Source organism: Brevundimonas fontaquae (assembly GCF_017086445.1).
Lineage (GTDB): Bacteria > Pseudomonadota > Alphaproteobacteria > Caulobacterales > Caulobacteraceae > Brevundimonas > Brevundimonas fontaquae.
Window position 1 is genome coordinate 984104 of the sequence record NZ_CP070968.1, and the last position, 23933, is coordinate 1008036.

19 protein-coding genes are annotated in these 23933 nt (G+C 67.7%); 11 read left to right on the forward strand and 8 right to left on the reverse strand.

Going from position 1 to position 23933, the window contains the following annotated elements:
- The first annotated feature begins 5 nt into the window (after positions 1-5).
- Complete coding sequence (locus JX001_RS04755) at positions 6-1346, forward strand: APC family permease (RefSeq protein WP_205682504.1); 1341 nt, start codon at positions 6-8, stop codon at positions 1344-1346.
- A gap of 125 nt (positions 1347-1471) precedes the next feature.
- Positions 1472-2083 carry a DUF1134 domain-containing protein gene (locus JX001_RS04760; protein WP_112863483.1) on the forward strand — a complete coding sequence of 204 codons (612 nt, stop codon included), beginning with the start codon at positions 1472-1474 and terminating at the stop codon, positions 2081-2083.
- Between the two features lie 128 nt (positions 2084-2211).
- Here the strand turns inward: JX001_RS04760 and JX001_RS04765 are convergent, their stop codons facing one another.
- Complete coding sequence (locus JX001_RS04765) at positions 2212-3105, reverse strand: Rossmann-fold NAD(P)-binding domain-containing protein (protein WP_205682505.1); 894 nt, start codon at positions 3103-3105, stop codon at positions 2212-2214.
- 8 nt (positions 3106-3113) lie between these two features.
- A complete protein-coding gene (locus tag JX001_RS04770) occupies positions 3114-4346 on the reverse strand; it encodes an NAD-dependent epimerase/dehydratase family protein (RefSeq protein ID WP_205682506.1) in 1233 nt (410 codons plus the stop codon).
- Between the two features lie 353 nt (positions 4347-4699).
- On the opposite strand from JX001_RS04770, the gene JX001_RS04775 reads away from it, so the two are divergent.
- The 4 genes from JX001_RS04775 to JX001_RS04790 all read left to right on the forward strand — a co-directional run bounded on the left by JX001_RS04775 (position 4700) and on the right by JX001_RS04790 (position 8634).
- Positions 4700-5719, forward strand: coding sequence for a DUF4167 domain-containing protein (locus JX001_RS04775; protein ID WP_205682507.1), 1020 nt, complete (start codon positions 4700-4702; stop codon positions 5717-5719).
- Positions 5720-5790: 71 nt separating this feature from the next.
- Positions 5791-7113: a hybrid sensor histidine kinase/response regulator gene (locus JX001_RS04780; RefSeq protein WP_205682508.1), complete on the forward strand. Its 1323-nt coding sequence runs from the start codon at positions 5791-5793 to the stop codon at positions 7111-7113.
- Between the two features lie 45 nt (positions 7114-7158).
- The gene (locus JX001_RS04785) at positions 7159-7833 is read left to right on the forward strand and encodes a DUF4893 domain-containing protein (protein ID WP_205682509.1); all 675 of its coding nucleotides are present in this window, start codon (positions 7159-7161) and stop codon (positions 7831-7833) included.
- Between the two features lie 60 nt (positions 7834-7893).
- On the forward strand, positions 7894-8634 hold the full coding sequence (locus JX001_RS04790) for a DUF4893 domain-containing protein (RefSeq protein ID WP_205682510.1): 741 nt from the start codon (positions 7894-7896) through the stop codon (positions 8632-8634).
- Here the strand turns inward: JX001_RS04790 and JX001_RS04795 are convergent.
- Positions 8631-9107, reverse strand: coding sequence for a hypothetical protein (locus JX001_RS04795; protein ID WP_205682511.1), 477 nt, complete (start codon positions 9105-9107; stop codon positions 8631-8633). The genes JX001_RS04790 and JX001_RS04795 overlap by 4 nt on opposite strands.
- A gap of 89 nt (positions 9108-9196) precedes the next feature.
- On the reverse strand, positions 9197-10837 hold the full coding sequence (locus JX001_RS04800) for a serine hydrolase (RefSeq protein ID WP_205682512.1): 1641 nt from the start codon (positions 10835-10837) through the stop codon (positions 9197-9199).
- A 143-nt stretch (positions 10838-10980) separates the two neighbouring features.
- Between JX001_RS04800 and JX001_RS04805 the strand changes: the two genes are divergently transcribed.
- Complete coding sequence (locus JX001_RS04805; RefSeq protein WP_241004758.1) at positions 10981-11424, forward strand: MarR family winged helix-turn-helix transcriptional regulator; 444 nt, start codon at positions 10981-10983, stop codon at positions 11422-11424.
- Between the two features lie 27 nt (positions 11425-11451).
- Positions 11452-12807: a S41 family peptidase gene (locus JX001_RS04810; RefSeq protein ID WP_205682514.1), complete on the forward strand. Its 1356-nt coding sequence runs from the start codon at positions 11452-11454 to the stop codon at positions 12805-12807.
- A gap of 6 nt (positions 12808-12813) precedes the next feature.
- On the opposite strand, the gene JX001_RS04815 is transcribed toward JX001_RS04810, so the two are convergent.
- Entirely contained in the window at positions 12814-14715 is a 1902-nt protein-coding gene (locus JX001_RS04815; RefSeq protein WP_205682515.1) for a BCCT family transporter, read from the reverse strand.
- A gap of 160 nt (positions 14716-14875) precedes the next feature.
- Here JX001_RS04815 and JX001_RS04820 point away from each other — a divergent pair, with 160 nt between their 5' ends.
- Entirely contained in the window at positions 14876-17167 is a 2292-nt protein-coding gene (locus JX001_RS04820) for a TonB-dependent receptor domain-containing protein (protein WP_205682516.1), read from the forward strand.
- 22 nt (positions 17168-17189) lie between these two features.
- Here the strand turns inward: JX001_RS04820 and JX001_RS04825 are convergent, their stop codons facing one another.
- Positions 17190-17831, reverse strand: a complete 642-nt coding sequence (locus JX001_RS04825) for a LysE family translocator (protein ID WP_241004759.1) — start codon at positions 17829-17831, stop codon at positions 17190-17192.
- A gap of 173 nt (positions 17832-18004) precedes the next feature.
- Here JX001_RS04825 and clpB point away from each other — a divergent pair, with 173 nt between their 5' ends.
- Together clpB and JX001_RS04835 are read left to right on the forward strand one after the other, a co-directional pair.
- The gene (clpB, locus tag JX001_RS04830; RefSeq protein ID WP_205682517.1) at positions 18005-20605 is read left to right on the forward strand and encodes an ATP-dependent chaperone ClpB; all 2601 of its coding nucleotides are present in this window, start codon (positions 18005-18007) and stop codon (positions 20603-20605) included.
- A gap of 117 nt (positions 20606-20722) precedes the next feature.
- Positions 20723-21199, forward strand: coding sequence for a hypothetical protein (locus JX001_RS04835; protein ID WP_205682518.1), 477 nt, complete (start codon positions 20723-20725; stop codon positions 21197-21199).
- 1152 nt (positions 21200-22351) lie between these two features.
- Here the strand turns inward: JX001_RS04835 and JX001_RS04840 are convergent.
- A complete protein-coding gene (locus tag JX001_RS04840) occupies positions 22352-22708 on the reverse strand; it encodes an endonuclease domain-containing protein (RefSeq protein ID WP_205682519.1) in 357 nt (118 codons plus the stop codon).
- Between the two features lie 266 nt (positions 22709-22974).
- Positions 22975-23886 carry a peptide chain release factor N(5)-glutamine methyltransferase gene (prmC, locus tag JX001_RS04845; RefSeq protein ID WP_205682520.1) on the reverse strand — a complete coding sequence of 304 codons (912 nt, stop codon included), beginning with the start codon at positions 23884-23886 and terminating at the stop codon, positions 22975-22977.
- Positions 23887-23933: the final 47 nt, after the last annotated feature.

The window sequence follows — 23933 nt, forward strand, 5'->3', positions numbered from 1 at the left end:
AGGCGATGACGACGGAACCTCAGGCTGCCCAACCGGATCGCGGCCATCTGCTGCGCGTCCTGGGCGTGACGTTCGGCGTCGCCGTCGTGGTCGGCGGCGTCGTCGGTCAGGGCATATTGCGCACGCCGGGCGTGGTCGCCGAGGGGGTTCAGAACCCCACGATCATCATCGCCCTGTGGTGCGTCGCCGGTCTGGTCGCCTGGATCGACGCCATGTCGACGGTCGAACTGGCCGCCTCGATCCGCAAGACGGGCGGCCCCTATATCTTCGCCCGGCGCGCCTTCGGGTCGTTGACCGGCCTCGCCGTCGGCGTCTGCGACTGGCTGGGCAATATGGGCGGCATCGCCTTCATCGCCGTGGTCTTTGGCGAATATCTGCACCGGTTGGGCGTCGCGACCAGCGTGCCCGTCGGCGTCCTCGCCCTGTTGATCGTGGTCGTGGTGGGCAGCGTGCAATGGCTGGGCACCAGGGTCGGCGGTCGGTCGCAGGAGGTCGGCAGCGCGGTAAAGGCGGCCTTGTTCACCGTGCTGATCATCGGCCTTTTCCTGGCGCCGCGCGGCGCGCCCGTGGCGACCGAGATCGCGCCGGCGACGGCGGCGGCCCTGACCTTCGGCGGCATCGTCATGGCCCTGCGGGCGATCTCGGGCACCTATTACGGTTGGAACAGCGCCTCCTACTTCTGCGAAGAGGTGGTGGATCCGGGCCGGACGATCGCGCGGGCCACCTTCTCGGGCATCGCCGTGGTGACGGTGATCTATGTGCTGGCCAACCTGGCCTATCTGAACGTCCTGACGCCGGCCGAGATGGCGGGCTCGAACCTCGTCGCCGCGGATGCGGCCGGTCGGGTGTTCGGCGATGTCGCCGGCCCCATCGTCACGGCCATTTCGCTGGTGTCGCTGGTGACGATCATCAATGCGATGGTCATGGTGTTCCCGCGCGTCCTGTTCGCCATGGCGCGCGAGTATCAGATCTCGGCCCTGACCCGGGTCGCCGCCAACGGCACGCCGCGTCTGGCCCTGATCGCGACCGTGCTGGCCGGCGGGCTACTGGCCACCATCGGGGTCTATGAGACCTTGCTGACCTTTTCGACGTCGCTGCTGGCGCTGATGAGCGTGCTGGTCAACGCGGCCGTCATTGTCCTGAGGGTGCGCGAGCCAAATCTGGAACGGCCGTGGAAAATGCCGCTCTATCCCCTGCCGGCGATCATCGCCTTGGCGATCAATACGACCCTGTTCGTGATCTTCGTGGTCGAGGATCCTTTGACGGCTGGAAAGGCCTTCGGAATGCTGGCGGTCCTGATAGGCCTCGCCTGGCTGCTGGTCCGGCGAAAGCGCGCTCCGGCCTGATCGGCGCACCCTGGTAAGACCCCGTTAACCTTGAAGCCGCAAGGCTGCCGCAAAGGTCGGGGACGGTGAGGCCAAGACCGGCGCGCCAGCCGGCCGTCCTCTCGTCGCCTTTCGGAGCGCCCTCCATGCATCGTCGCCAACTGATCCTTTCGGGCCTCGCCACCGCCGCCGGCGCCTCGTCTCTGGGCGCCTGCGCCTCGGCGCCGCCGCGTGATCCCGCCTATCCGATCCGCTCGGACCAGACGGCCCAGGCCTACAGCTTCGACGAACTGGTTTCGGCCGGCTCGCGCGAGCTGGGCATCGCGGCCGAGGTCGTGGGCGGCGCGATCGAGCGCGTCTTCGCCGACCAGGGCGACCGCCCGACCGCATATATCGCGGGCGAGGAAGGCTCAGGCGCCGTCGTTGTCGGCGCCCGCTACGGCCGCGGCGCCCTGCACATGAAGGATCTGTCGGCCTCCCAGGAAGTGTTCTGGCAGGGCGCGTCTGTGGGTTGGGACTGGGGTGGCAACGCCAGCCGCGTCTTCACCCTGGTCTATGGCCTGTACCATCCCGACATGATCTATCGCCGCTATCCCGGCATTGAGGGCTCGGCCTATCTGGTCGCGGGCCTGGGCGTGAACTATCAGCGCGCAGACGGCATCGTCCTGGCCCCCATCCGCACCGGCGTCGGCCTGCGCCTGGGCGCCAACGTTGGCACCATGAGCTACAGCCGCCAGCGCAATCTGCTGCCGTTCTAGGCCCCTCACCGTTCGTCATCCTCGGGCTTGACCCGAGGACCGGATGATCCGCCGCTTTTGCGAACGGGCGACGCACAGTGCGAAGAACTCCCGGTCCTCGGGTCAAGCCCGAGGATGACGGGGTGTAATCAGCTCACCAATCGCAGCGGCGGCGGCGCGTCCATCAGCGTCGTCAGCCCTTCGCGCCAGCTGGGATAGGCGGGCCGCCAGCCGAGTTCGGCCTTGGCCAGGGCGTTCGAGACGCGCTTGGAATCCAGATAGAAGCGGCGCATCGCCTCGCTGACGCTGTCGTCGGTCCAGTCCACCTGGGGCGGGCGGGGCAGGCCCATCCGATCCGCGGCCCATTCCATCACCACATCGGCGGGCGACGGTTCGTCGTCGGTCAGATTGTAGGCGGCGCCCGGTCGCGGCTGCGCCATCGACGCGAACAGGCCCGAGACGATGTCGTCCACATGGATGCGGTTGAAGACCTGGCCGGGCTTTCTGACCAGCTTCGCCGTGCCTTCTTTCAGCCGCTCGACCACGCTACGCCCCGGCCCGTAGAAACCGGGCAGGCGGAAGATCTGGACCGTCAGCCCCATCCCTTGCGCCCCATCCATCCAATCGCGCTCGGCCCGAACGCGGCGTGCGCCCTCCAGATTGGCGGCGTTCAGCGGCCCGTCCTCGAACACCCATCCGCCGGCCCGGTCGCCATAGACGGAGGTGGACGAGACATAGCCAATCCAGTCGGGCCAGGCATCGCCCGCCAGAGGCCCCAGGGCCCGCAGACCGGGACACCCTTGGGCGTCCGGCGCGGCGGTGATCAGCACGGCCGTCGCCGCCTCCAGCGCCGTCTTTAAGGCCGCCGCATCGCTGGGATCGATGGCCATGATCCCGTCGGCCGCCAGGGCGCGGCGCCGCTCGGGGTCGCGCGAGGTGGCGGTCGCCCGCCCGCCGCGCCGTATGGCCTCCAGCGCCGCCGCCCGCCCCAGATAGCCGCCGCCGAAGACCAGCAGATCGAGGGGAGGGGAGGCGATAGGCATTACGAAACTCAGGCCGTCAGAACTTGGGAAGGTGGAGCGTCGGCTGCCGGCCGCGCCTCATTTTCCAGCGCCTCCGCCCGGCGTTGGTTCCAGGCGGAGACGCACGGCACCCGACCCAGATCGGCCCGGTCGGCATAGCGGCGGGCGATATCCGTGACCTCGTCCATTAGACCCTGCGCCAGGGTGATCGGCTTCAACCCTAGATCCCGGAACTGGTCGTTGGCGACGACCAGATCGTTCTCGTCGGCTTCCTGACGCGGATTGGCGACATTGTGGATTTCGGCGCCGGTCTTGTCGGCGATCATGGCCGCCAGATCGCGCACGCGGCGGCTCTCGGTCATCTGGTTCAGGATCTTGACCCGGTCGCCGCGTTTGGGCGGGTTCTTCAGCGCCAGTTCGACGCAGCGCACCGTGTCCTGAATATGGATGAAGGCCCGCGTCTGGCCGCCCGATCCATGCACCGTCAGCGGATAGCCGACCGCCGCCTGCATCAAAAAGCGGTTCAGCACCGTGCCGTAATCGCCGTCATAATCGAAGCGGTTGATCAGCCGTTCGTCCTGTTTGGTCTGTTCGGTCTGGGTGCCCCAGACGATGCCCTGGTGCAGGTCGGTGATGCGCAGATTGTCGTTACGGGCGTAGAACTGGAACAGCAGGGCGTCCTGCGTCTTGGTCATGTGATAGATGCTGCCCGGATTGGGCGGGAACAGGATTTCCTGCTCGGCGGGGCCGTTGTCGGTCTCCACCGTCACCTTCAGATAGCCCTCGGGAATGCGCAGGCCCGCGGTGCCGTAGCCATAGACCCCCATCGTCCCCAGGTGCGCCAGGTGGACGTCCAGGCCGCTTTCGACGATGGCGGCCAGCAGGTGGTTGGTGGCGTTGATGTTGTTGTCGACGGTGTACAGCTTGTGCCGCGCCGACTTCATCGAATAAGGGGCGGCCCGCTGCTCGGCGAAATGCACCACGCTGTCGGGGGCCAGGTCGCGGATCAGGGCGACCAGACGGTCCAATTCCTTGCCCACCGTCATGTTGACGAAGCCGATGTCGCCGCCGGACACGTCTTTCCACGCCTTGATCCGCTCGCCCATCGTGCGGATCGGCGTCAGGGACTGGACCTCCAACTCGTTGTCGATGTTCCGGCGGCTCAGGTTGTCGACGATGGTCACGTCCCACCCTTCGGCCGACAGATGCAGGGCCGTGGGCCAGCCGCAAAAACCGTCGCCGCCCAGAACCAGCACGCGCATGGGATAGCCTCGTCGTCGTCTCAAAGGTCATGCCTAGCCCAGCCGTCGCGCTTGGCAAAGCGGCGCTGTGCACGGTTCGGTGCGACGCATTGACGAATATCGCTTGGAAAGGCCGCGCACTCGGGTTAAGTCTCTGCCGTCTCCCACTCAATCGCAGCTTTACGGGCGCATACCCGGCTGTTCGCGGCTTGAGCCGGCCATGACGGTCGGTCCCGAAAGGACCGGCGCACCATGCGGGCGACAAGGCATTCCGACAGTTCGACAATCGGGGATCGGCCCCGAGCGAGACGGAACCACGAAACGGACGGAACCGGCCTTCAGGCTTTGGTCCGCCCCTGCACACGGTAGCGCGAATGAGAGATTTCAAGGGCATGAAGCGTCAGCGCGGACGCAATCGGAACAAGGCGGGCGCCAATAACGCCAACAACGCCAATCCGAATCGTTCGTGGGATTCGCAAGGCCCCGAGAACATCAAGGTCCGGGGCAACGCCCAGACGGTGTATGAGCGCTATCAGCAGCTGGCCCGCGATGCGGCCTCCAGCGGCGACCGGGTGCTGGCCGAAAACTATCAGCAGCACGCCGAACACTATTACCGCGTCCTGCGCGCGCTCCAGCCGCAGCGGTCCTTCTCGGACATCGCCGCGCGCGAACAGTCCAATCAGGGCTTCGACATCGACTTCGAGGACGAATCCGGAGCCCAGGCCGCCGCCTTCGTCGCCGCTCAGCAGGCCGCCGACCGTCAGGCCGCGGAGGCTGCAGAGCGCGCCGAGCAGAACCAGAACCGCGATCAGAACCGCGACCGCGACTACAATCGCGACCGGGACCGGGACCGGGACCGTGACAACCGCGACCGCGATCGCGATCAGAACCGTGATCGTGACCGTGACCAGAACCGCGACGGCCAGCAGCCGCGCGAACCCCGCGAGCCGCGCGAGGGCGACGAGGTCCGCGCCGAAGGCGAGGGCGGCGGTCGTCGCGAAAGCCGTCGCGAACGCTGGGAGCGTCGCCGCGAGGAACGCAATCGCCGCTTCGACAATCAGGACGGCGCCCAAGACGGCGCTGAGGGGGCCGCCCCTGCCTACGCCGAGGCCGACCGCGCCGAAGCCGTAAACGAAACGCCCGCCGCTGAAGCCCCTGTCCCTGAAACGCCGAGCGTCGAGGCGTCGGCCGCAGACGAACGTCCCGCACGCCGTCCGCGCCGCACCGCCGCCGCTGTTGCGGCTGACGAGGGCGACGCCCCGACCGCCCTGCCGGGCTTTCTGACCCGCGCGCCGGTGTCGTCGGCCGCGGCCGAGCAAGCCGAAGGCGAGGCGGCCCCGCGTCGCCGTGCACCGCGTCGCAAGCCCGAAGCCGCCACGGCCAGCGAAGACTGACAACAACCCAAGCGGGCGTGTTTACCTGAACGCAACTCCTGCGCGTCATCCTGGTGCGTCGGAGGGGCGTCATGGATTTCGTCTTGCTGGTCCTGTCCCTGGCGCTTGCCGGGACCTGTTCGGGCGTGTGGCTGTGGCTGCGCGCGGATGAGGCGGCGACACGGCTGAAGCGTGAGAACGCCAGGCTCGAGACCCGCCTGGGCCGACAGACGCAAGGGCTGCGCCGGGCCCTGTCGACCGCCGAAGCCGAGGTCGAACGTCTGACCGCCGCCCTGCGCACGCGAGGCGAGGTGATGCAGGCCCTGGGCCGCGAACTGCGCACCCCCCTGACCACCGTCCTGGGCTTCACCCAGCTTCTCCGCCTAAACGATCAGATCGATCCCCTGTCGACACGACAGGATCAGGCCGTCGCTCAGATCGAGGCGGCGGGCGGGGTTCTGCTGGCGCTGATCGAAGAGACGGACGCCTTCATGACGTGCGAAGACGGCGGCGGCGCTCAGGCGACCCACCGCGTCGATCTGCGTCTGGCGCTGCGTCAGGTCTGCGACGGGCTGCAATCCCAGGCGCGAGACGCCGGCGTCGCTCTGGCCTGCCCGCCGGCCGCCCACGGCCTGTGCGTCGTGGGCAATCCCGGCCAGGTCCGCCGGATCCTGCGTCGACTGGTCGAGAACGCCCTTCGTCATTCGTCGCCCGGCGGGACCGTGCGAATGGAGCTGTCGCGTGTCGACGACGACATCCGCCTCGCCATCCACGACGCGAAATCAGGGCCGCAGGGCCAAGGGGCGGAGCGGCTGTTTCGCCCTCTGGACGGCCGTGACGCGCGCGGCGGCACGGGTCTGGGCGTCGCCTCGGCCCAGCGCCTGGCCGAACGGATGGGCGGGACGTTGGCGATGCAGAATGATCCATCAGGCGGCGCCGTCTTCTCGCTCAAGGTGCCTGCCGCGCCGTCCCCCGGCGTGACGCCGGTCGTCGCGCTCTCGAAACCGGCTGTCGCACTCTATATCGAGGACAACGCCGCCAACATCGCGTTGATGCGTCAGGTCGCGCGCGGTCTCGGCCTGACCCTGCATGCCGCGACCACCGGCGCCGAGGGGCTGGATCTGGCGCGCGCGCTCGGCCCCGACTTCATCCTGCTCGACATCGGTTTGCCTGACATGGACGGCTATGAGGTCAAGGCGCGACTGGACGTCGATCCCCTGACGCGGCACGTCCCCGTGCTGGCGTTGACGGCCGCCGCCTCGCCTCGGGACAGCGCGCGTGGGCGCGCTGCGGGCTTCGACGCCTGGCTGGCCAAGCCGCTGGATCTCGCTGCATTGGGCGCGGCGCTGAACGATGTGCTGGACGACGGTTCGGCCTGTCCCGGCCTTGACGACGAGGGGCGCCAGAGGGCCTAAGAGGCTTGAGTTCGCCCGTAAGGTCGCCCCCCAAGGGAAGCGTTGATGCGTCTGTTCATTTCGTCCCGCGCGCTCGTGCGCCGCCTGGCGCCGCTAGCGGCCCTGTGCGCCGTCGCCGCCTGCGCTTCGACCCCGCCGCCGCCACCCCCGCCGCCGCCCGGTGCGGCCGGCGCGCTGATGGACTGGCGCGGCGTCATCACCTCGGCCGACCGGGATCGCTATCGCCGCGTCGACGCCGCCTGGACCCTGGCCCTGCAACAGGCAAAACGTCAGCGCGGCTCCGGCGATCTGAACAGCCTGGGCGATCTGATCGACCCCAAGGCCGACCGTCCCGGCGTCGCGCCGCCGCCCGGCGACTATCGCTGCCGCACCGTCAAACTGGGCACCCAGGGAGGCGAGGACGGGCTGGGCTATGTCGTCTACGGCTGGTTCGCCTGCCGCATCGAACAGACGCCGAAAGGCTTGAAGTTCTCCAAGCTGACCGGCTCGCAGCGCCCCTCCGGTCTGCTCTTTCCCGAAGACGACCGTCATATGGTGATGCTCGGCTCGCTGGCCCTGGCGCAGGAGCCCGCCGCCAACACCTATGGCCGCAACCCCGACCGCGATTTGGTGGCCATCTTGCAACGCATCGGCGAGGCGCGCTGGCGGCTGGTCCTGCCGTGGCCCAACACCGAATCCAATCTGGACCTGATCGAGCTGGCCCCGGCGCCGCGCGGCTAAGGTTCGGCTGAACCTCGGGCGCCCTGTCACGTTCGGTCATGACAACCGATGGAGACGCTGATGCGCCGCACCCCTCTGGCCGTTCTGGCCCTGATGACCACCACGGCCCTGGCGGCCTGTGGCGACAACAGTCCCGCCGCCCCGACCGAGGCCTCGCCCGCCGTCACCACGCCCGCGCCCGGCGTGCCGGCCCAGGCCGCGCCTGAGGCGACGGCGACGCCGCAATCTCAGACGACCCCAGCCGAGGGGATGCAGGGCGGAACCGACGATTGGCGCAAGGTCGCCAACACAGCCGACGCCAGCTTGCTGGGCCGGCTGGACCAGGCCTGGCGGATGGCTCGCGCCGAGGCCGAGGAGGGTGGCTTCTCGCGTCAGGTCGAGGCCTTGGGACCGCTCGCCGACCCCAATGCGGGGCAAAGCGGCCGCGTCCAACCCGGTCAGGGGAACTATCGCTGCCGCACCATCAAGATGGGCAGCCGCAACGGCTCGGGGCTGGCCTATGTCGAATATCCCTGGTTCCGCTGCACGGTCGAACTGACGGCGGGCGGCGACCTGATCCTGACCAAGCTGACGGGCTCGCAGCGGACCCGGGGTCTGATCTACCCCGACACCGACCGCCGCGGCGTCTACATCGGCGCCCAGGCCTGGGGCGCCGACGAGAATCGGTATCCGGCCTACGGCGACAGCGCCGAGCGGGATCAGGTCGGCGTCATCGAACGCATAGGCCAGAACCGCTGGCGCCTGGTCCTGCCCTGGCCCAAGCAGGAAGCCAAGCTGGAGCTGCTCGAGATCACCGGCTAGCGCGCGCCGGTCGAGCGGGCGATCGCGGCGCGCATGCCCTCGGCGTGAAGCGCGCCTGACGGGGCGATTTTGGTGTTCGGCGTTTCGCTGGGCCCCAGATCGGCGGTGCGATCGTCCGGCCCGGTCCAGGTCGGGCTTTCGGCCTTGCGACGGACGGCCTCGCGCAGATTGTCGGTCGCCGTGGCGGACGCCCCGCCGGATTTAGGGCCGGATTTACGCCGGTCCATCTCATCGGCGACGCGAGCGATGGCGTCCGTCAGCAGCGCCTTCTTCTCGCGCGCGCCCGCATCCGGGCCGCTCTCTCCCTCACGAACGCGTCCCCGGATCTGACGCTGCACCCGGTCACGCCGCGCGCGCAGCCGCCCGATCAGGTCGCGCAGTTCCGAGGGCGAGCGCTCGGCCAACGCCTTCGTCTGTTCGACCATATCCGCCTCGTCGCGATCCAGCGCGCGCGGGTTTGGGGTCTTGGACATGACGGTCTCCCTTTCGATTGATGGGAAGACAGCGTCAGGACGCCAGGGCCGTTCCGGTTTGCGACCCTGGGTCACAGGGTCGTCCGAGGTCACACGCGCGTCAGTCTCAGGTCCTGATAGTCGTAGCTGAAGTCGATGTCGGGGCTGACCCCCTTCACCGTCGCCGTCGCCGGTTTGGCCGTCAGGATCGAGAAGGTGACGAAGGCGTCCTCCTCGCGCTTGTCCGGGAAACGGGTGCGGAAGGTCTCGCCGTCGTACGGCTCCAACCAGCCTTGCAGGGCGGGCGTGTGGGTGAAGCTCAGCCACAGGCCGCTCCTCCTGTTTCGGCCGCGTCCCTCGGTCTTGGGCGCAATGACGATGTCGCCGTACCACGGATCGCGCCAGGTCCCCGCGTAGGATTCCAGCGGCATGGACGGGGGCGCGCCGGCCGCCTGTTTGGCGTCGATTTCGGCGGCGGCGGCGATGGATTTCGCATTGCCCTCGGCTTCCAGCTTCTTGGAGTCTGAGATCCAGTCCACATCGACCTTGCCCATGCAGATGTCCGTGATGCCGGACCGCAAGGCGCGCAGCAGGAAGCTCTCCTCGGCGTTGGAGAAGATGCTGAAGCCGGTCTTGCGGCCGGGGATCAGCACCGTGGCGGAAATGCCGCCGGGCGAGCCGCCGCCGTGGCTGGCGATCCGCTCGCCGCGATAGTCCTGAACCTGCAGCCCCATCGCATAGGTCGAGGCGATGGATCGGTTGGGCAGTTCCGCCGTCGGTCCGGCCGACGAGCCGACGATGATGTTGGGGCGATACATCTCGCGCGCCGCATCTTCGGAATAGAGCCGCGTCCCGTCGGGCAGCTTGCCGTCGTTCAGCCGCACGGCGATCCATTTGGCCCAGTCGGTCGGGGTGGTGCAGATGCCCCCCGCCGCCGCCGCCGAATCCCAGTTCCACACCTCGACGATGGACTTGGCGATGGGCGTCATCGCCCCCTGATAGCGCAGCGGCGGGCCGACCCGGCCGTGGGGCAGGGCGGACTTGGACGCATCGGCCAGACGCGCCAGGGGCACGGTCTCGGTCATCCCAACCTTGTCCAGGATGCGCGTCTGGATAAAGGCCTCCCAACTCAGGCCCGATACCGCCTCCAGCACTGCGCCCGCGACCACGAACATCAGGTTGCAATAGTGATAGCGCGCGCGGAATCCGTCCTCGATCGGCACGAAGGCGGCCTGGGCCAGCACCTCGGCGCGGGTGCGATCCGAGTTGGGCCAGAACAGCAGGTCGCCGGCGCCCAGGCCGAACCCGGCCCGGTGGCTCAGCGTATCGCGCACCGTGATGTGTTCGCCGATATAGGGATCGGACAGGGTGAAGCCGGGCAGATAGGTCCGAACCGGCGCGTCCCACTTCACCTTGCCTTCGTCGACCAGGATGGCCAGGGCGGCGGCGGTGACGTTCTTGGTGTTGGAGGCGATGGCGAACAGGGTGTGCTCATCGGCCCGCGCCGGCTTGCCCTGAACCTTGACGCCGTATCCCCGCGCCAGAACGGTCGCCCCGTCCTTGACCACTGCGACGCCCAGCGCCGGCTGATCCGGCCATGCCGCCATGCACTTGGCCACATAAGCGTCCACCGCCGCCGCCAGCGACGCATCATCGTTCGCCGGCGCGCTCTGGGCGAACACGGGTCCCGCCGCCAGCGCCGCCGCGCCTCCGGAAGCGAACAGGGTGCGGCGCGACAGACGAAGGGACATGGCGAACTCCAGCGAAGACCGCCGGACGCTAGCGCCCCGCTAGCCCGAGGCCAAGCGCTGCTGACAAAAGGGGATTGACGATAAATATAAGTGCTTATATATAAGCCCTGATGTTGTCTGCATCTCCAACCCTTGGAACGCTCTTGCGCCATCTGATCGATCTGCTGGACGGAGAGGTCGAGGCGGCCTATGCGGCCTCCAACCTGACCTGGCGTCCCCGCTACACCCCGATCCTGCGCGTCTTGATGCGCGACGGGGGGCAGTCGATCAAGACCATCGCACAGCAGATCGGCATCAGCCATTCGGCCGTCAGTCAGACCGTGACCCAGATGGTCAAGGACGAGCTGGTTCTGCTGAAGCCCGGCGCCGACGCACGCGAGCGGATCGTGATGCTGACCGCCAAGACCGAAGCGATGATCCCCCGCCTGCAACGTCAGTGGACGGCCGTGAACCAGGCGGCCGAGACATTGGATCAGGAGCTGTCGGCGCCCCTCTCCGGCGTGGTCAAGGAGGCCATCGCCGCCCTGACGGATCAACCCTTCGGCCAACGCATACAGGCGGCTGCAAAGACGCAGTCGGCCGTCTAACCTCAACCCCCTCCACCGGAATCTATCATGCAATCTAAGCTGCTCAGCGCCGCTGCGATGGCGCTCGCCCTGATGGGCGGCCAAGGCGTCGTTCCCGACAAGGCCCACGCTCAGGCCCGCCCTCCCGTCGCTTCGTCCGCCGCGGTCGAACTGTCCGCGACCCAGCGCGCTGCGGTCCTGAGCGCGATCCGACAGGCGGTTCGGTCCTCCTACGTCTTTCCCGACCGGGCCCCGGCGATCCTTGCTCGGTTGGACGCCGCCCAGACGTCCGGCCGCTACGACGTGTCCTCGCCCAACGAACTGGCGGGGCTGATCAGCGGCGACCTGCGCGACGCCAGTCAAGACGGTCACGTCTATCTGGAATATGCGCCCGATCGCTTCGCCGCCGCCTCGGCCGGCGCCGACGCGACCCAAGCCCTCTCAGAGATCGACGCCGCGGCCGCCCGTCGCGACAACCATGGTCTCAGCGCCCTGGAAATCCTGCCCGGCAACGTCCGCTATCTGAAGATCGACGCCTTCCATTGGGTCTCGGACGAAACAGGCCGCGCCTATGACGACGCCATGCGGTTCCTGAAGGGCGGCGACGCGGTCATCATCGACCTGCGGGGCAACGGCGGCGGAGCGTCCGAGGCGGTCCAGTATCTGGTCAGCCACTTCCTAAGGGCCGGGACGCTGGAAATCACCTTCCTGAAGGCCGGGCAAGAGCCGGTGCAGACGCGCGCGCTCGACAATCTGCCCGCCGGTCGACTGACCGGCACGCCCCTGTATGTGCTGATCGACCAGGCCTCGGCCTCTGCGGCGGAATCCTTCGCCTATGACGTTCAGCAGTTCAAACTCGGCCGGCTGGTGGGAGCCAACACGGCGGGCGCCGCCAACAACAATGACTTCTTCCCCATCGCGCCGGGCTTCATGCTCAGCCTGTCGGTCGGCCGACCCGTTCACGCGGTCAGCGGCGGCAACTGGGAGGGCGTCGGCGTGGCGCCGGACACCCCGACTTCCTCTGTCCAGGCGCTGGACGCCGCCCAGGCCGAGGCCCTGCGCGCCTTGCTCTCGACGACGACGTCCGACGCCGCCAAGACGGACTACGCCTGGGCCCTGACTGCGGTCGAGGCGCGCCTGAACCCGCCCATGGTCGACGCCGCCCTGCTGCAATCCGCGCCCGGCGCATATCGCAACTATGTGGTCACGATGCAGGACGGCGCCCTGGTCGTCGCCCGTCCCGGCCACCCGCTGTGGCCCGCGCCGCGCAAGCTGCAAGCGCTGACCGCCGACGGCCTGTTTGCGGTCGAGGGTCTCGACGTCCTGCGCATCGGCTTCAAGGACGGCGCCCTGCAACTGTGGTGGAAGGACGAACCCGCGCCGCGCATCATCCCGAAGACCTGATAGGCGCTAGGCCAGTCGCCAGCGTTGAAGCTTTTCCAGCACGTCGGCGACGATCTGGTCGCGGGTGAAGCCGGTGATGTCGTGGGGCCGTTCGCCTTGGCCGGTCTGGGCGGTCAGTCGCCATTCCAGAAGGCGGCGGCCTTCGGGCGTCTCGCGCTGGGTCACGGCGGGACGCGGACGCGAGCGGGCGCCCAGGCGATAGATGAAGGTGCGTTCGCCCTGTTTGACCGTCAGCCAGGCGACGCCGTCGTCGCGCCCGATCTCGGACTCCGCCGCCTCGGCCTCCATGGCGGCGTGAACCGTCTCCAGCGCAGGCAGGCCGTGGCGCTCGATCTCATCGTTGATGTCGTTGCGGCTGGCCGGGGCCAGGATGCGTTTCAGCTGCTGCGCCAGGGGCGCGCCTTCGGTCTCGAGGCTGCGGCCCGCGACGTCGGCGTTCATTTGGCGCACCAGGCCGATCGACAGCAGGATCATGATCAGCACGAAGGGCAGGGCGGCGGCCAGGGTGGCGGCCTGCAGTGCGCCCAGCCCGCCCGCCAGCAGCAGGGTCGCGGCGATCAGGCCCAGCAGCAGGCACCAATAGACCCGCTGCCAGCGCGGCGTGTCGTCGGCGCCGCCGGAGGCGATGGTGTCGATCACCAGGGCGCCCGAATCGGCCGAGGTGACGAAGAAGACCGCCACCAGCAGGATGGCCAGACCCGAGGTGAAGGCCGCGCCCGGCAGTTGCTCCAGGAAGTAGAACAGGGCGGTCGACAGGTCGGCCGAAACGGCGTTGGAAATCGCGCCCGCCGCCTGGCCCATGTCCAGGCTGATCGCCGTATTGCCGAAAACGGTCATCCACAGGAAGGTGAAGCCGGCCGGCACCAGCAGCACGTTCAGCAGGAACTCCCGCACTGTTCGCCCGCGTGAAATCCGCGCGATGAACATCCCCACGAACGGCGACCAGGCGATCCACCAGGCCCAGTAGAACAGGGTCCAGTCCGCCATCCAGGCGCGCGGCTCATAGGCGTAGAGGGTGAAGGTCCGCTCGACGAAATGGCTGAGATAGAAGCCGAAGTTCTGGACCAAGGCCTTGAACAGGAAGCCGGTCGGCCCGACCACCAGCACGAACAGCATCAGCAGCACCGCTAGAACCAGGTTCAGCTCCGACAGACGGCGCACCCCCTTGCCGACCCCGCTCATGACCGAGGCGGTCGCCGCCGCCATGACCACGACGATCAGCCCGACCTGAACCCAGGCCGTGTTGGGAATGCCCAGCAGATAGGTCAGGCCGCTGTTCATCTGCGACACGCCGAAGCCCAGGGACGTGGCGATGCCGAAGGCCGTGCCCCAGATGGCGAAGATGTCGACCGCATCGCCGATCGGCCCGTTGACGCGCCTGCCCAGCAAGGGCGACAGGCCCGACCTCAGCGTCAGCGGCAGACCCTTGCGGTGCGCGAAGAAGGCCAGGCTGAGGCCCACCAGCGCATAGATGGCCCAGGCGTGCGCCCCATAGTGGAAGAAGGTGATGCCCATGGCCTGACGCGCGGCGTCGAAGGTGCGGCCGGCGCCCTCGGGCGGATTGATATAGTGCTGGACCGGCTCGGCGACGCCGAAATACATCAGGCCGATCCCCATGCCGGCGGCGAACAGCATGGCCAGCCAGGACAGATAGGGAAAGTCCGGCTCGGCGTCGTCCGGCCCCAGCTTCAGCGCGCCCGTGGGGCCGATCGCCAGCACCAGCACCAGCCCCACGAAGGCGGCGACCGAGGCGATATAAAGCCAGCCGAAGGTGTCGATCACCCAGGCCTGAACACTCTGGAACAGGCGGTCGGATTCGCCCGGCGCGACGATGGCGACAAGGAGCAGCAGCGCGATGATGGCGCTCGCGCCCCAGAACACGCGGGGGTTCATCTTCGTGGTCAGCATCGGGTCAAAGCGTATGGCGAAGCTGACAGTTCCCAGCTTGGCCACAACCGCGCCGTCTCGATGAAGAAGATGTAACTTTGCGATTCAAAGTAACGTCGATAGTCAGGCTTATCGACGGGCGCAAACAGACGCCCGCGCACTCTTTCAGGATCGCCGGGGCATGACCTCTTCCAAACTCGTTCTCATGCTGGGTGCGGCCGCCGTCGCTCTGCCTGGCGCCGCTCTGGCCCAGACTCAGACGCCGTCTCAGACCCCGCCGATGGCGACGACGAGCCAGCCGGCCGCCCAGACCCCGGCGACGACGGCGCAGACGTCCGCGCCGCGCGCTCAGACGACCGAACCGGCCCAGCAACAGCAGCCCGCCAGCGTCGGCGATGTGGTCGTCAACGCCCGCGCCAATGACGTGCGCACCTCGATCGACTCGGTCAGCTACAGCCTGGCCAATGACCTTCAGGCGACGACGGGCAGTCTGGCTGACGCGCTTCGCAACGTGCCGTCGGTGGACGTGGACCCTGAGGGCAACGTGTCGCTTCGCGGCGACGCCAATGTCACCATTCTGGTCGACGGCCGCCCGTCCGGCATCCTGACCGGCCCCGGTCGCGGCCAGGCCCTGATCCAGCTGCCGGCTAGCCAGTACGCCCGCATCGAGGTCATGACCAATCCATCCGCCGCCTACAGCCCCGAGGGTTCGGGCGGGGTCATCAACCTGATCACCAAGCCCACGGCGCCCAAGCCGGGGACCCAGACGACCGGCTCGCTGCGCGTCAACGTCGGCGACAACGGCCGCTGGAACGCGGGCCTCAGCGGCTCGTACCAGAAGGATCGCCTGACCCTGTCGGGCGACGCCAGCTATCGCTCCGATCCGACCGAACTGACCTTCAACCGCGTCCGCGAACAGCTGGATCCGGTCACCGGCGCGGTGGTTTCGACCACGACCGTCGAACAGCCGGTCGAGTCCGAGCAGAACGGCGCCTTCGCCCGCTTCACCGCCGAATACAAGCTGGACGACAAGACCCAGCTGACCGGCGAACTGCGCGGCGTGGCCTTCGACGGCACGGGGTCGGGCGACGGCCTGTATGAAACCCGCAACGCCGCCGGCGCGGTGACCAGCGCCTATCGCCGGGTCGGCGATTCCGACTTCACCTTCAACAATTGGGGCGCCACGGCGCGCGTGCTGCGCCGCTTCGACGGCGACGGCCATGAGTGGTCCAACGAACTGCGCTACGATTCCAACGCCAACGACACCACCAGCCAGACCCTGACCACCTTCCTGACCCCGGCGCGCGCAGCTCTGTACGAGCGGACCAAAACAGCGGTGGATCAGGTGACCTGGGGCTTCACCAGCGCCTATACCCGCCCGATGTCCGACGGCGGCAAGCTGCGCCTGGGCTATGAGCTGAACGCCCAGCGTCCTGAGCAGGACGCCGAGTTCCTGCGCGGTCCCTCGCAGGCGTCTCTGGCGCCGGTCCCGGCCCTGAACAACCGCTTCGAAGCCACCCAGACGGTGCATGCCCTCTACACCACCTATGAGCGGCCGCTGGGCGAGAAGCTGTCGGCCCAACTGGGTCTGCGGCTTGAGCAGGCGGACATCGAGATCAAGGATCTGACCGGCGGCGCCTCGGCGTCCCAGGACTATTTCCGCGCCTACCCGACCGCCCACGTCCAGTATCAGCTGACGCCCGAACAGACCCTGCGCGCCAGCTATTCGCGCCGCATCCAGCGGCCCCAGCCCAGCCAGCTGAACCCCTTCGTCGTCTATCAAGACCCGCTGAACGTCCGCTCGGGCAATCCGGATCTGGAGCCGCAGGAGACCGACAGCTTCGAGGCCATGTGGCAGATGCGAAAGGGCCAGAGCTTCTATCAGGCCACCGCCTATCTGCGGAACACCGACAAGGCGTTCACAGACGTGGCGTCCGACATCGGCGGCGGCGTCTTCCTGACCCGTCCGGAAAACCTGGGCTCGCGTCGCGACCTGGGCGTGGAGGCGACGGCGAACGGGCGACTGCATCCGACCCTGCGCTACAGCGCCAGCATCAACGTCTTCCGTCAGGAGATCGACTCGGGCGCTGTCGTCGGCGGCGGCGACCGCGAGGCCACCCTGGCCAGCGGCCGTCTCAGCCTGAACTGGCAGCCGACCGCCAAGGATTTCGTCCAGGTCTCCAGCTTCTGGCAGGGCGACAGCCTGCTGGCCCAGGGCCGGCGCGAGGCCGGCGGCATGGTCAATCTGGGCTATCGCAGGAAGCTGAATGAGCAGCTGTCGTTCAACTTCACCGCACGGGATATCTTCAACACCTTCAACACCACGACCATCTACGAGACGCCGCAGTTCCGCGAACGCTCGGAGCAGGACATTAAGCTGCGGGCCTTCTACATCGGCCTGACCTGGAACTTCGGCGGTCCGCGCCGCCAGCCGGAACAGTTCGACTTCTCGACCGGCCCGACCGGGGGCTGACGACCTGACGGGAGATGCGGGCTCAGGTCCGCGTCTCCCAGGCCAGCCAGGCGGCAACCACGATCAGGCCGCCGGCCATCACCGCGCGCAGGGCGCGATCCTGCATCCGAGGCGCCAGCCGCGCCGCGCCCGCGCCACCGATCACGATCAGGCTGTGCACCAGGACGGCGACCGCCAGATGCAGGCTCCCCAGCGTCAGGGCCTGGCTCAGCGGCGCGCCGTGGTCCGGCCGCATGAACGTCGGCAGCAGGGCGACATAGAAGACCGCGGCCTTGGGGTTCAGCAGATTGCCCATCAGGCCGCGCACGAACAGGCCGCTCAGCGAGCGCGCGTCTGGCGTGGGCGCCGCCTCGATCGTCGGCGCGCGCCAGGCCTCCCACGCCAGCCACAGCAGAAACAGCACGCCCGCCCAACGCAGGCCCTGATACAGCGGCGGCCAGACGGAAAAGACTTCCGTCAGCCCATAGGCGGCCGCCAGCATCCACACCGCCAGCCCCAGGGTCACCCCCGCCACAGCCGCGAAACCGGCCAGCCGTCCCCGCGCCAGGGCGACCAGCGCCAGCCAGCCCATGTTCGGCCCCGGCGTCAGCTCGATCAGCGCCACGGCGATCAGAAAGGGGCCGACGACGGCCGGATCGACGGGCCAGGCGGAATGGGCGATCACGAGGCGCTCCTGTTCGCCAGAGCCTAGGCGCGCGGCGGCGAAACGGACAGCCCCGAAAGCCGCCCCGCGGACCCCTTGTGTGACCCGATCGTCACACCCACCTCGATCTCAACGGCGTGCTGCTCAGCAGAGGGTGCGCTGAAATCCATCCGCCTCCCGAGGGGACTGAAACCATGAATCTCGAACTCTATTCCGACCGCGCCAAACAGGCCGTCCAGTCGGCCCAGTCGCTGGCCCTGGCCCGCCGTCACCAGCAGTTCGCACCCGAGCATCTGCTCAAGGTGCTGCTGGAGGAACGCGACGGCCTGGCGCGCAATCTGATCACGGCCGCAGGCGGCGACGCCCGCCGCGCCGAGGCCGATGTCGAAACGGCGCTGAAGAAGCGCGCCCAGGTCACCGGCGGGTCGGGGCAGCTCTATCTGGACGGCGACACCGCACGCGTCTTCGCCGCCGCCGAGGCGGCCTCCAAGACCGCCGGCGACGCCTTCGTCACCACCGAACGGCTGCTGGCGGCGCTCGCCAGGGAAGGCGGGGTTGCCGCCGAGGTGCTGAAATCCTCAGGCGCTACGGCCGAGAAACTGGACGCCGCCATCGCCGAGGTGCGCAAAGGCAAGACCGCTGATTCCGCCGGCGCCGAGGACGGCTACGACGCCCTGAAACGCTACGCCCGCGACCTGACCCTGGCTGCCCGCGACGGCAAGATCGACCCGGTCATCGGCCGCGACGAAGAGATCCGCCGCACCATCCAGGTCCTGGCCCGCCGCACCAAGAACAACCCCGTCCTGATCGGCGAACCCGGCGTCGGCAAGACCGCCATCGTCGAGGGTCTGGCCCTGCGCATCGTCAACGGCGACGTGCCCGAATCCCTGCGCGACAAGACCGTCATGGCGCTGGACATGGGCAGCCTGATCGCCGGCGCGAAGTATCGCGGCGAGTTCGAGGAACGGCTGAAATCCGTCCTATCCGAGGTCTCTGCGGCCGAGGGGGGCATCATCCTGTTCATCGACGAGATGCACACCCTGGTCGGCGCCGGAAAGGGCGACGGGGCCATGGACGCGTCCAACCTGCTGAAGCCGGCGCTTGCGCGCGGCGAGCTGCACTGCGTCGGCGCTACGACGCTCGATGAATACCGCAAGCACGTCGAAAAGGACGCCGCCCTGGCCCGCCGCTTCCAGCCGGTCTTCGTCGCCGAACCGACGGTGGAGGACACCGTCTCTATCCTGCGCGGCCTTAAGGAGAAGTACGAGGTCCACCACGGCGTGCGCATTTCCGACAGCGCGATTGTGGCCGCCGCCACCCTGTCGAACCGCTACATCACCGACCGCTTCCTGCCGGACAAGGCCATCGACCTGATCGACGAGGCCGCCAGCCGCGTGCGCATGGCCGTGGATTCCAAGCCCGAGGCCCTGGACGAGATCGACCGCCGCCTGGTCCAGCTCAAGATCGAACGCGAGGCTCTGAAGAAGGAGACCGACCAGGCCTCCCAACACCGTCTGGAAAAGCTGGAGGACGAGATCGCCGATCTGGAAGGCCAGTCCGACGACCTGACCACCCAGTGGAAGGCCGAAAAGGACAAGGTCGGCCAGGGCGCCCAGCTGCGCGAAACCCTGGACCGCCTGCGCCTGGAACTCGCCAACGCCCAGCGCGCCGGCGACCTGGGCCGTGCGTCAGAGATCGCCTACGGCCAGATCCCCCAGATCGAAAAGCAGCTCGAAGAAGCCGAGGCCAATGAGACCTCCGGCGCCTCAGGTCGTGGGGGCCCCCTGACCCCCGAGGTCGTCGACGCCGAACAGATCGCCGCCGTCGTCAGCCGCTGGACCGGCGTCCCCGTCGACAAGATGCTGGAGGGCGAGCGCGAGAAACTGCTCCAGATGGAGATCGCGCTCGGCGGTCGTGTGGTGGGTCAGGACGAGGCGCTGGCCGCCGTCTCCGACGCCGTGCGCCGCGCCCGCGCCGGCCTGAACGACCCCAACCGTCCGCTGGGCAGCTTCCTGTTCCTGGGCCCGACCGGCGTGGGCAAGACCGAACTTACCAAGGCGCTGGCCGACTTCCTGTTCGACGACGAGGCGGCCATCACCCGGCTGGATATGTCGGAATATATGGAGAAACACTCGGTCTCCCGCCTGATCGGCGCCCCTCCCGGCTATGTCGGCTATGACGAGGGCGGCGCCCTGACCGAGGCCGTGCGTCGTCGCCCCTATCAGGTCGTCCTGTTCGACGAGGTCGAAAAGGCCCACCCCGACGTCTTCAACGTGCTGCTGCAGGTGCTCGACGACGGCCGCCTGACGGATGGGCAGGGACGAACCATCGATTTCAGGAATACCCTGATCATCATGACCTCCAACCTGGGCAGCCAGTATCTGGCCGATCAGGGCGAGGGCGATGACGTCGAGGCCGTGCGCCCCTTCGTCATGGACGCCGTCCGCGCCCACTTCCGGCCCGAGTTCCTGAACCGGATCGACGAGATCATCCTGTTCCACCGCCTGGGCCGCGACCAGATGGGCGGCATCGTCCGCATCCAGCTGTCACGCTTCGAGAAGCTGCTCGCCGACCGCCGCCTGACCCTGGACCTGGACGACAGCGCCCTGGCCTGGCTCGCCGACCGCGGCTACGACCCCGCCTATGGCGCACGGCCGCTGAAACGCGTCATCCAGAAGGACCTTGTCGACCCGATCGCGCGCAAACTCCTGGCCGGCGAGATCGAGGACGGCGGGGTGATCGCCGTCACCGCCGGCGAGGGCGGGTTGGAGATCGGGAAGATGCGGGTGCATTAGGCGTCCGGGAAGTCTGCCTTCCAGACAGCGATAACAAACTACCTAGAGCAGGTTTTCCTACAACCTTGACCGTTGATCGCTTAGGGCTCAAATCTCCCATAGTGGGAGGAGGCGAGGATGAGCGACGGTTTCAATCTGGCAAATCTGAAAAGGGAAATTCTCAGCCGAAGCGAGTCAGACATCTGGGATGCGGCAAAACTCGAATGGGGCTTGGCCTCGGTGTTCGATGCCGATGAGCCTCAACGGTGCCTTTGCGATCACTACCCGATCATCGAAGTCTGTGTCATCCGCAACCGAAAGAATGGAGTTGTCGCGGAAGTTGGAAACGTCTGCGTCACGAAATTTCTTGGGATTAACGCTGATAAGATTTTTGGTGCGATCAAGCGGGTGAAGAGCGACATTGATCGCGCCCTCAATCCAGAAGCGATCGAGCTATTCTACGAGTTGAAAGTTCTCAACGATTGGGAGCGCGGCTATTATCTCGACACGTGGCGAAAGAATGCCGGATTGAGCGTTAATCAGCTAGCTACGCGGCAGAAGATTAACCGCAAAGTCCTTGCTAACATGGCTCGCGCGGAAGCCGCGCTGCGCTAGCTTTTATCATCCCCCGGCAAGTTGTGCCTTCGCGGCGCAGGCCGGGGGATCAGCGGCCTAAGAAAGCAGGACACCGTCGCGAATTCCACCGCTTCCGGCATAGTGCTTGAACAGATCGCCCTCTGCGCCACTGGGTTCCCGTGTCCAACTCCGCTCACCGGAGGACGGCGAAGGAACAAAGCGGGAATATCGCTCGTTTGGCGTTTGCAATCGCAAGGAGAAGCGACGTGGCCAAGAATGAGCAAACCGGCAGTAAAGCGGGCAAGTCCGCATCCAAGGTCCTGAGAGACGGTCGCACCGGAAAGGACTCAAAGAGCGCCGCCGGGTCCGCCCTTTCGCAGCGTCCCGACAAGAAGAAATAGGCTCTGATCCTTCTCCCATTGGGAGAAGGTGGCCGCGAAGCGGACGTATGAGGGTCGGGTGTCGAAGTCGGCGTGAGCCGTCGCACGGGTCGGGCCGCAGCGGATGTCTGTGCGGCGCGCTACCCTCACCCTTTCGCGCAAGGACGACGGCTGCGCCGCCGTGCGCTCAAGCCCTCTCCAATGGGAGAGGGGAGGCCAAAACTTGATCCTTCTCCCATTGGGAGAAGGTGGCCGCGAAGCGGACGGATGAGGGTCGGGTGCCGAAGTCGGCGTGAGCCGTCGCACGGGTCGGGCCGCAGTGGATGGCGGGCGGCGGGCGACCCTCACCCTTTCGCGCAAGGCCGCTCGCTGCGCTCTCGGGCGCTCAAGCCCTCTCCCAATGGGAGAGGGAAGGCCAAAACTTGATCCTTCTCCCATTGGGAGAAGGTGGCCGCGAAGCGGACGGATGAGGGTCGGGCGTCGAAGTCGGCGTGAGCCGTCGCAGCGGTCGGGCCGCAGAGGATGGCGGGACGCGGTCGACCCTCACCCTTTAGCGCAAGGACGACGGCTGCGCCGCCGTGCGCTCAAGCCCTCTCCCAAGGGGAGAGGGGAGGCCAAAACTTGATCCTTCTCCCATTGGGAGAAGGTGGCCGCGATGCGGTCGGATGAGGGTCGGGTGTCGAAGTCGGCGTGAGCCGTCGCATGGGTTTGGCCGCAGAGGATGGCGGGGACGGACGACCCTCACCCTTTCGCGCAAGGCCGCTCGCTACGCTCTCGGGCGCTCAAGCCCTCTCCCAACGGGAGAGGGAGGTCACAGGCCCAGCGTCTTCGCGCGGTCGCGGATGGCGGCGTCGATGCGGGCCGGGTCGGCCAGGGCTTCGGCGTTGGTGAAGCGGATGACGGTCCAGCCCAGCGCCTCGATCGCCTGCTGGCGGTAGTGGTCGTTCAACACGACCTCATCACGCTCATGCACTCCGCCGTCGATCTCAATGACCAGCCGCAGCGGCGCGCAGGCGAAATCCACCACATACCCGCCGATCGGATGCTGGCGACGCACCTTCCAGCCGTCGACGGCGCCGCCGCGCAGTCGCGCCCAGATGCGGTTCTCGGCCAGGCCTCCGCTCTGGCGAAGCCCGCGTGAGCGCGGCGTCAGGCGGCTGGTCGTCATGCGCGGCACTCCTTCGGAGGGCCATCCCACAACCGTCGCCGCCTTTCGGCAAGCAGAACCCGCCAACCAGCGCATCTGCGCCAACGAGAGCGAGCATTTCCAACACCCTGCCGCCCGCCAGCGTCATCCTTCTGCCCACGCCCCCAAACCGTGCGATCCTGTCTCGGTTCGTCCACAGGGGACGCGGCGCACGGTCGGGGAGGGCCAATTCAGACGAATTAGACGAATTAGACGGTGTTTTTTGTCCGCCGACCGTCTGATCTCGGTCAGTCCTGCGGGATCGGATTGGTGCGCGGGTCTGGGCCGTTGGTGACGACGCGGTCGCGTTCGCCCAGGTCCTTGATGATCTTGACGTCGGTGAAGCCGGCGGCCTCGAACAGCGCCTTGACCTGCGGGCCCTGATCAAAGCCGATTTCGACGGCGAAGACGCCCAGCGGCTTCAGGATGCGTTTCACCTCGGGCGCCAGGTCGCGATAGGCCTGCAAGCCGTCGGGGCCGCCGTCCAGGGCCAGGTGCGGGTCGTGGTCGCGGACCTCCGGGTCCAGGGTCGCGATATGGTCGGTCGGGATATAGGGCGGGTTGGACAAGACGAGGTCGAAGCTGGCGTCGCCGAAGCCCGCGGCCCATTCCGTGCGCAGGAAGGTCGCGCGGTCGTTCAGGTCCAGGTTGGCGGCGTTCTCCTTGGCCACCGCCAGGGCCTCGGACGAGATGTCGGTGCCCACCCCGCGCGCGGCCGGCCGCTCGGCCAGAAGCGCCAACAGGATCGCGCCCGAGCCGGTGCCCAGGTCGATGGCGTCGAAGGCCTCGGTCTTGCCGAAGGCCAGCATGGAGACGTCCATCAGGGTTTCGGTGTCGGGGCGGGGGCTGAGGACGTCGGGGGTGACGTTCAGCATGATCTTCCAGAAACCCTTCTTGCCGACGATGCGCGAGACGGGCTCGCGCTTAAGCCGGCGCTCGACCATGGCCTCATAGGCGCTCAGCTGGTCGGCGGTGATGGGCCGATAGGGGTCGGTCAGGATGTCCATGCGGCTGGCGCCGGCGGCGGCCTCCAGCAGCAGGCGGGCGTCGATGGCGGGGCTGTCGATGCGGCCGGTCTTCAGCCGGGCCTGCGCCGCCTTCCAGGCGGTCAGCAGGGTCGGGGCGTCGGCAGCGGACTTGGGCGTGATGGGGTCGGTCATGGGCGTTGATTGGCCCGGCCCGGCGCCGATTTCAAGCGCGACGGGAG

Coding starts and splice junctions, on each gene's coding strand:
- JX001_RS04755 (WP_205682504.1), top strand. CDS start 6: ATGACGACGGAACCTCAGGCTGCCCAACCGGATCGCGGCCATCTGCTG.
- JX001_RS04760 (WP_112863483.1), top strand. CDS start 1,472: ATGCATCGTCGCCAACTGATCCTTTCGGGCCTCGCCACCGCCGCCGGC.
- JX001_RS04765 (WP_205682505.1), bottom strand. CDS start 3,105: ATGCCTATCGCCTCCCCTCCCCTCGATCTGCTGGTCTTCGGCGGCGGC.
- JX001_RS04770 (WP_205682506.1), bottom strand. CDS start 4,346: ATGCGCGTGCTGGTTCTGGGCGGCGACGGTTTTTGCGGCTGGCCCACG.
- JX001_RS04775 (WP_205682507.1), top strand. CDS start 4,700: ATGAGAGATTTCAAGGGCATGAAGCGTCAGCGCGGACGCAATCGGAAC.
- JX001_RS04780 (WP_205682508.1), top strand. CDS start 5,791: ATGGATTTCGTCTTGCTGGTCCTGTCCCTGGCGCTTGCCGGGACCTGT.
- JX001_RS04785 (WP_205682509.1), top strand. CDS start 7,159: ATGCGTCTGTTCATTTCGTCCCGCGCGCTCGTGCGCCGCCTGGCGCCG.
- JX001_RS04790 (WP_205682510.1), top strand. CDS start 7,894: ATGCGCCGCACCCCTCTGGCCGTTCTGGCCCTGATGACCACCACGGCC.
- JX001_RS04795 (WP_205682511.1), bottom strand. CDS start 9,107: ATGTCCAAGACCCCAAACCCGCGCGCGCTGGATCGCGACGAGGCGGAT.
- JX001_RS04800 (WP_205682512.1), bottom strand. CDS start 10,837: ATGTCCCTTCGTCTGTCGCGCCGCACCCTGTTCGCTTCCGGAGGCGCG.
- JX001_RS04810 (WP_205682514.1), top strand. CDS start 11,452: ATGCAATCTAAGCTGCTCAGCGCCGCTGCGATGGCGCTCGCCCTGATG.
- JX001_RS04815 (WP_205682515.1), bottom strand. CDS start 14,715: ATGCTGACCACGAAGATGAACCCCCGCGTGTTCTGGGGCGCGAGCGCC.
- JX001_RS04820 (WP_205682516.1), top strand. CDS start 14,876: ATGACCTCTTCCAAACTCGTTCTCATGCTGGGTGCGGCCGCCGTCGCT.
- clpB (WP_205682517.1), top strand. CDS start 18,005: ATGAATCTCGAACTCTATTCCGACCGCGCCAAACAGGCCGTCCAGTCG.
- JX001_RS04835 (WP_205682518.1), top strand. CDS start 20,723: ATGAGCGACGGTTTCAATCTGGCAAATCTGAAAAGGGAAATTCTCAGC.
- JX001_RS04840 (WP_205682519.1), bottom strand. CDS start 22,708: ATGACGACCAGCCGCCTGACGCCGCGCTCACGCGGGCTTCGCCAGAGC.
- prmC (WP_205682520.1), bottom strand. CDS start 23,886: ATGACCGACCCCATCACGCCCAAGTCCGCTGCCGACGCCCCGACCCTG.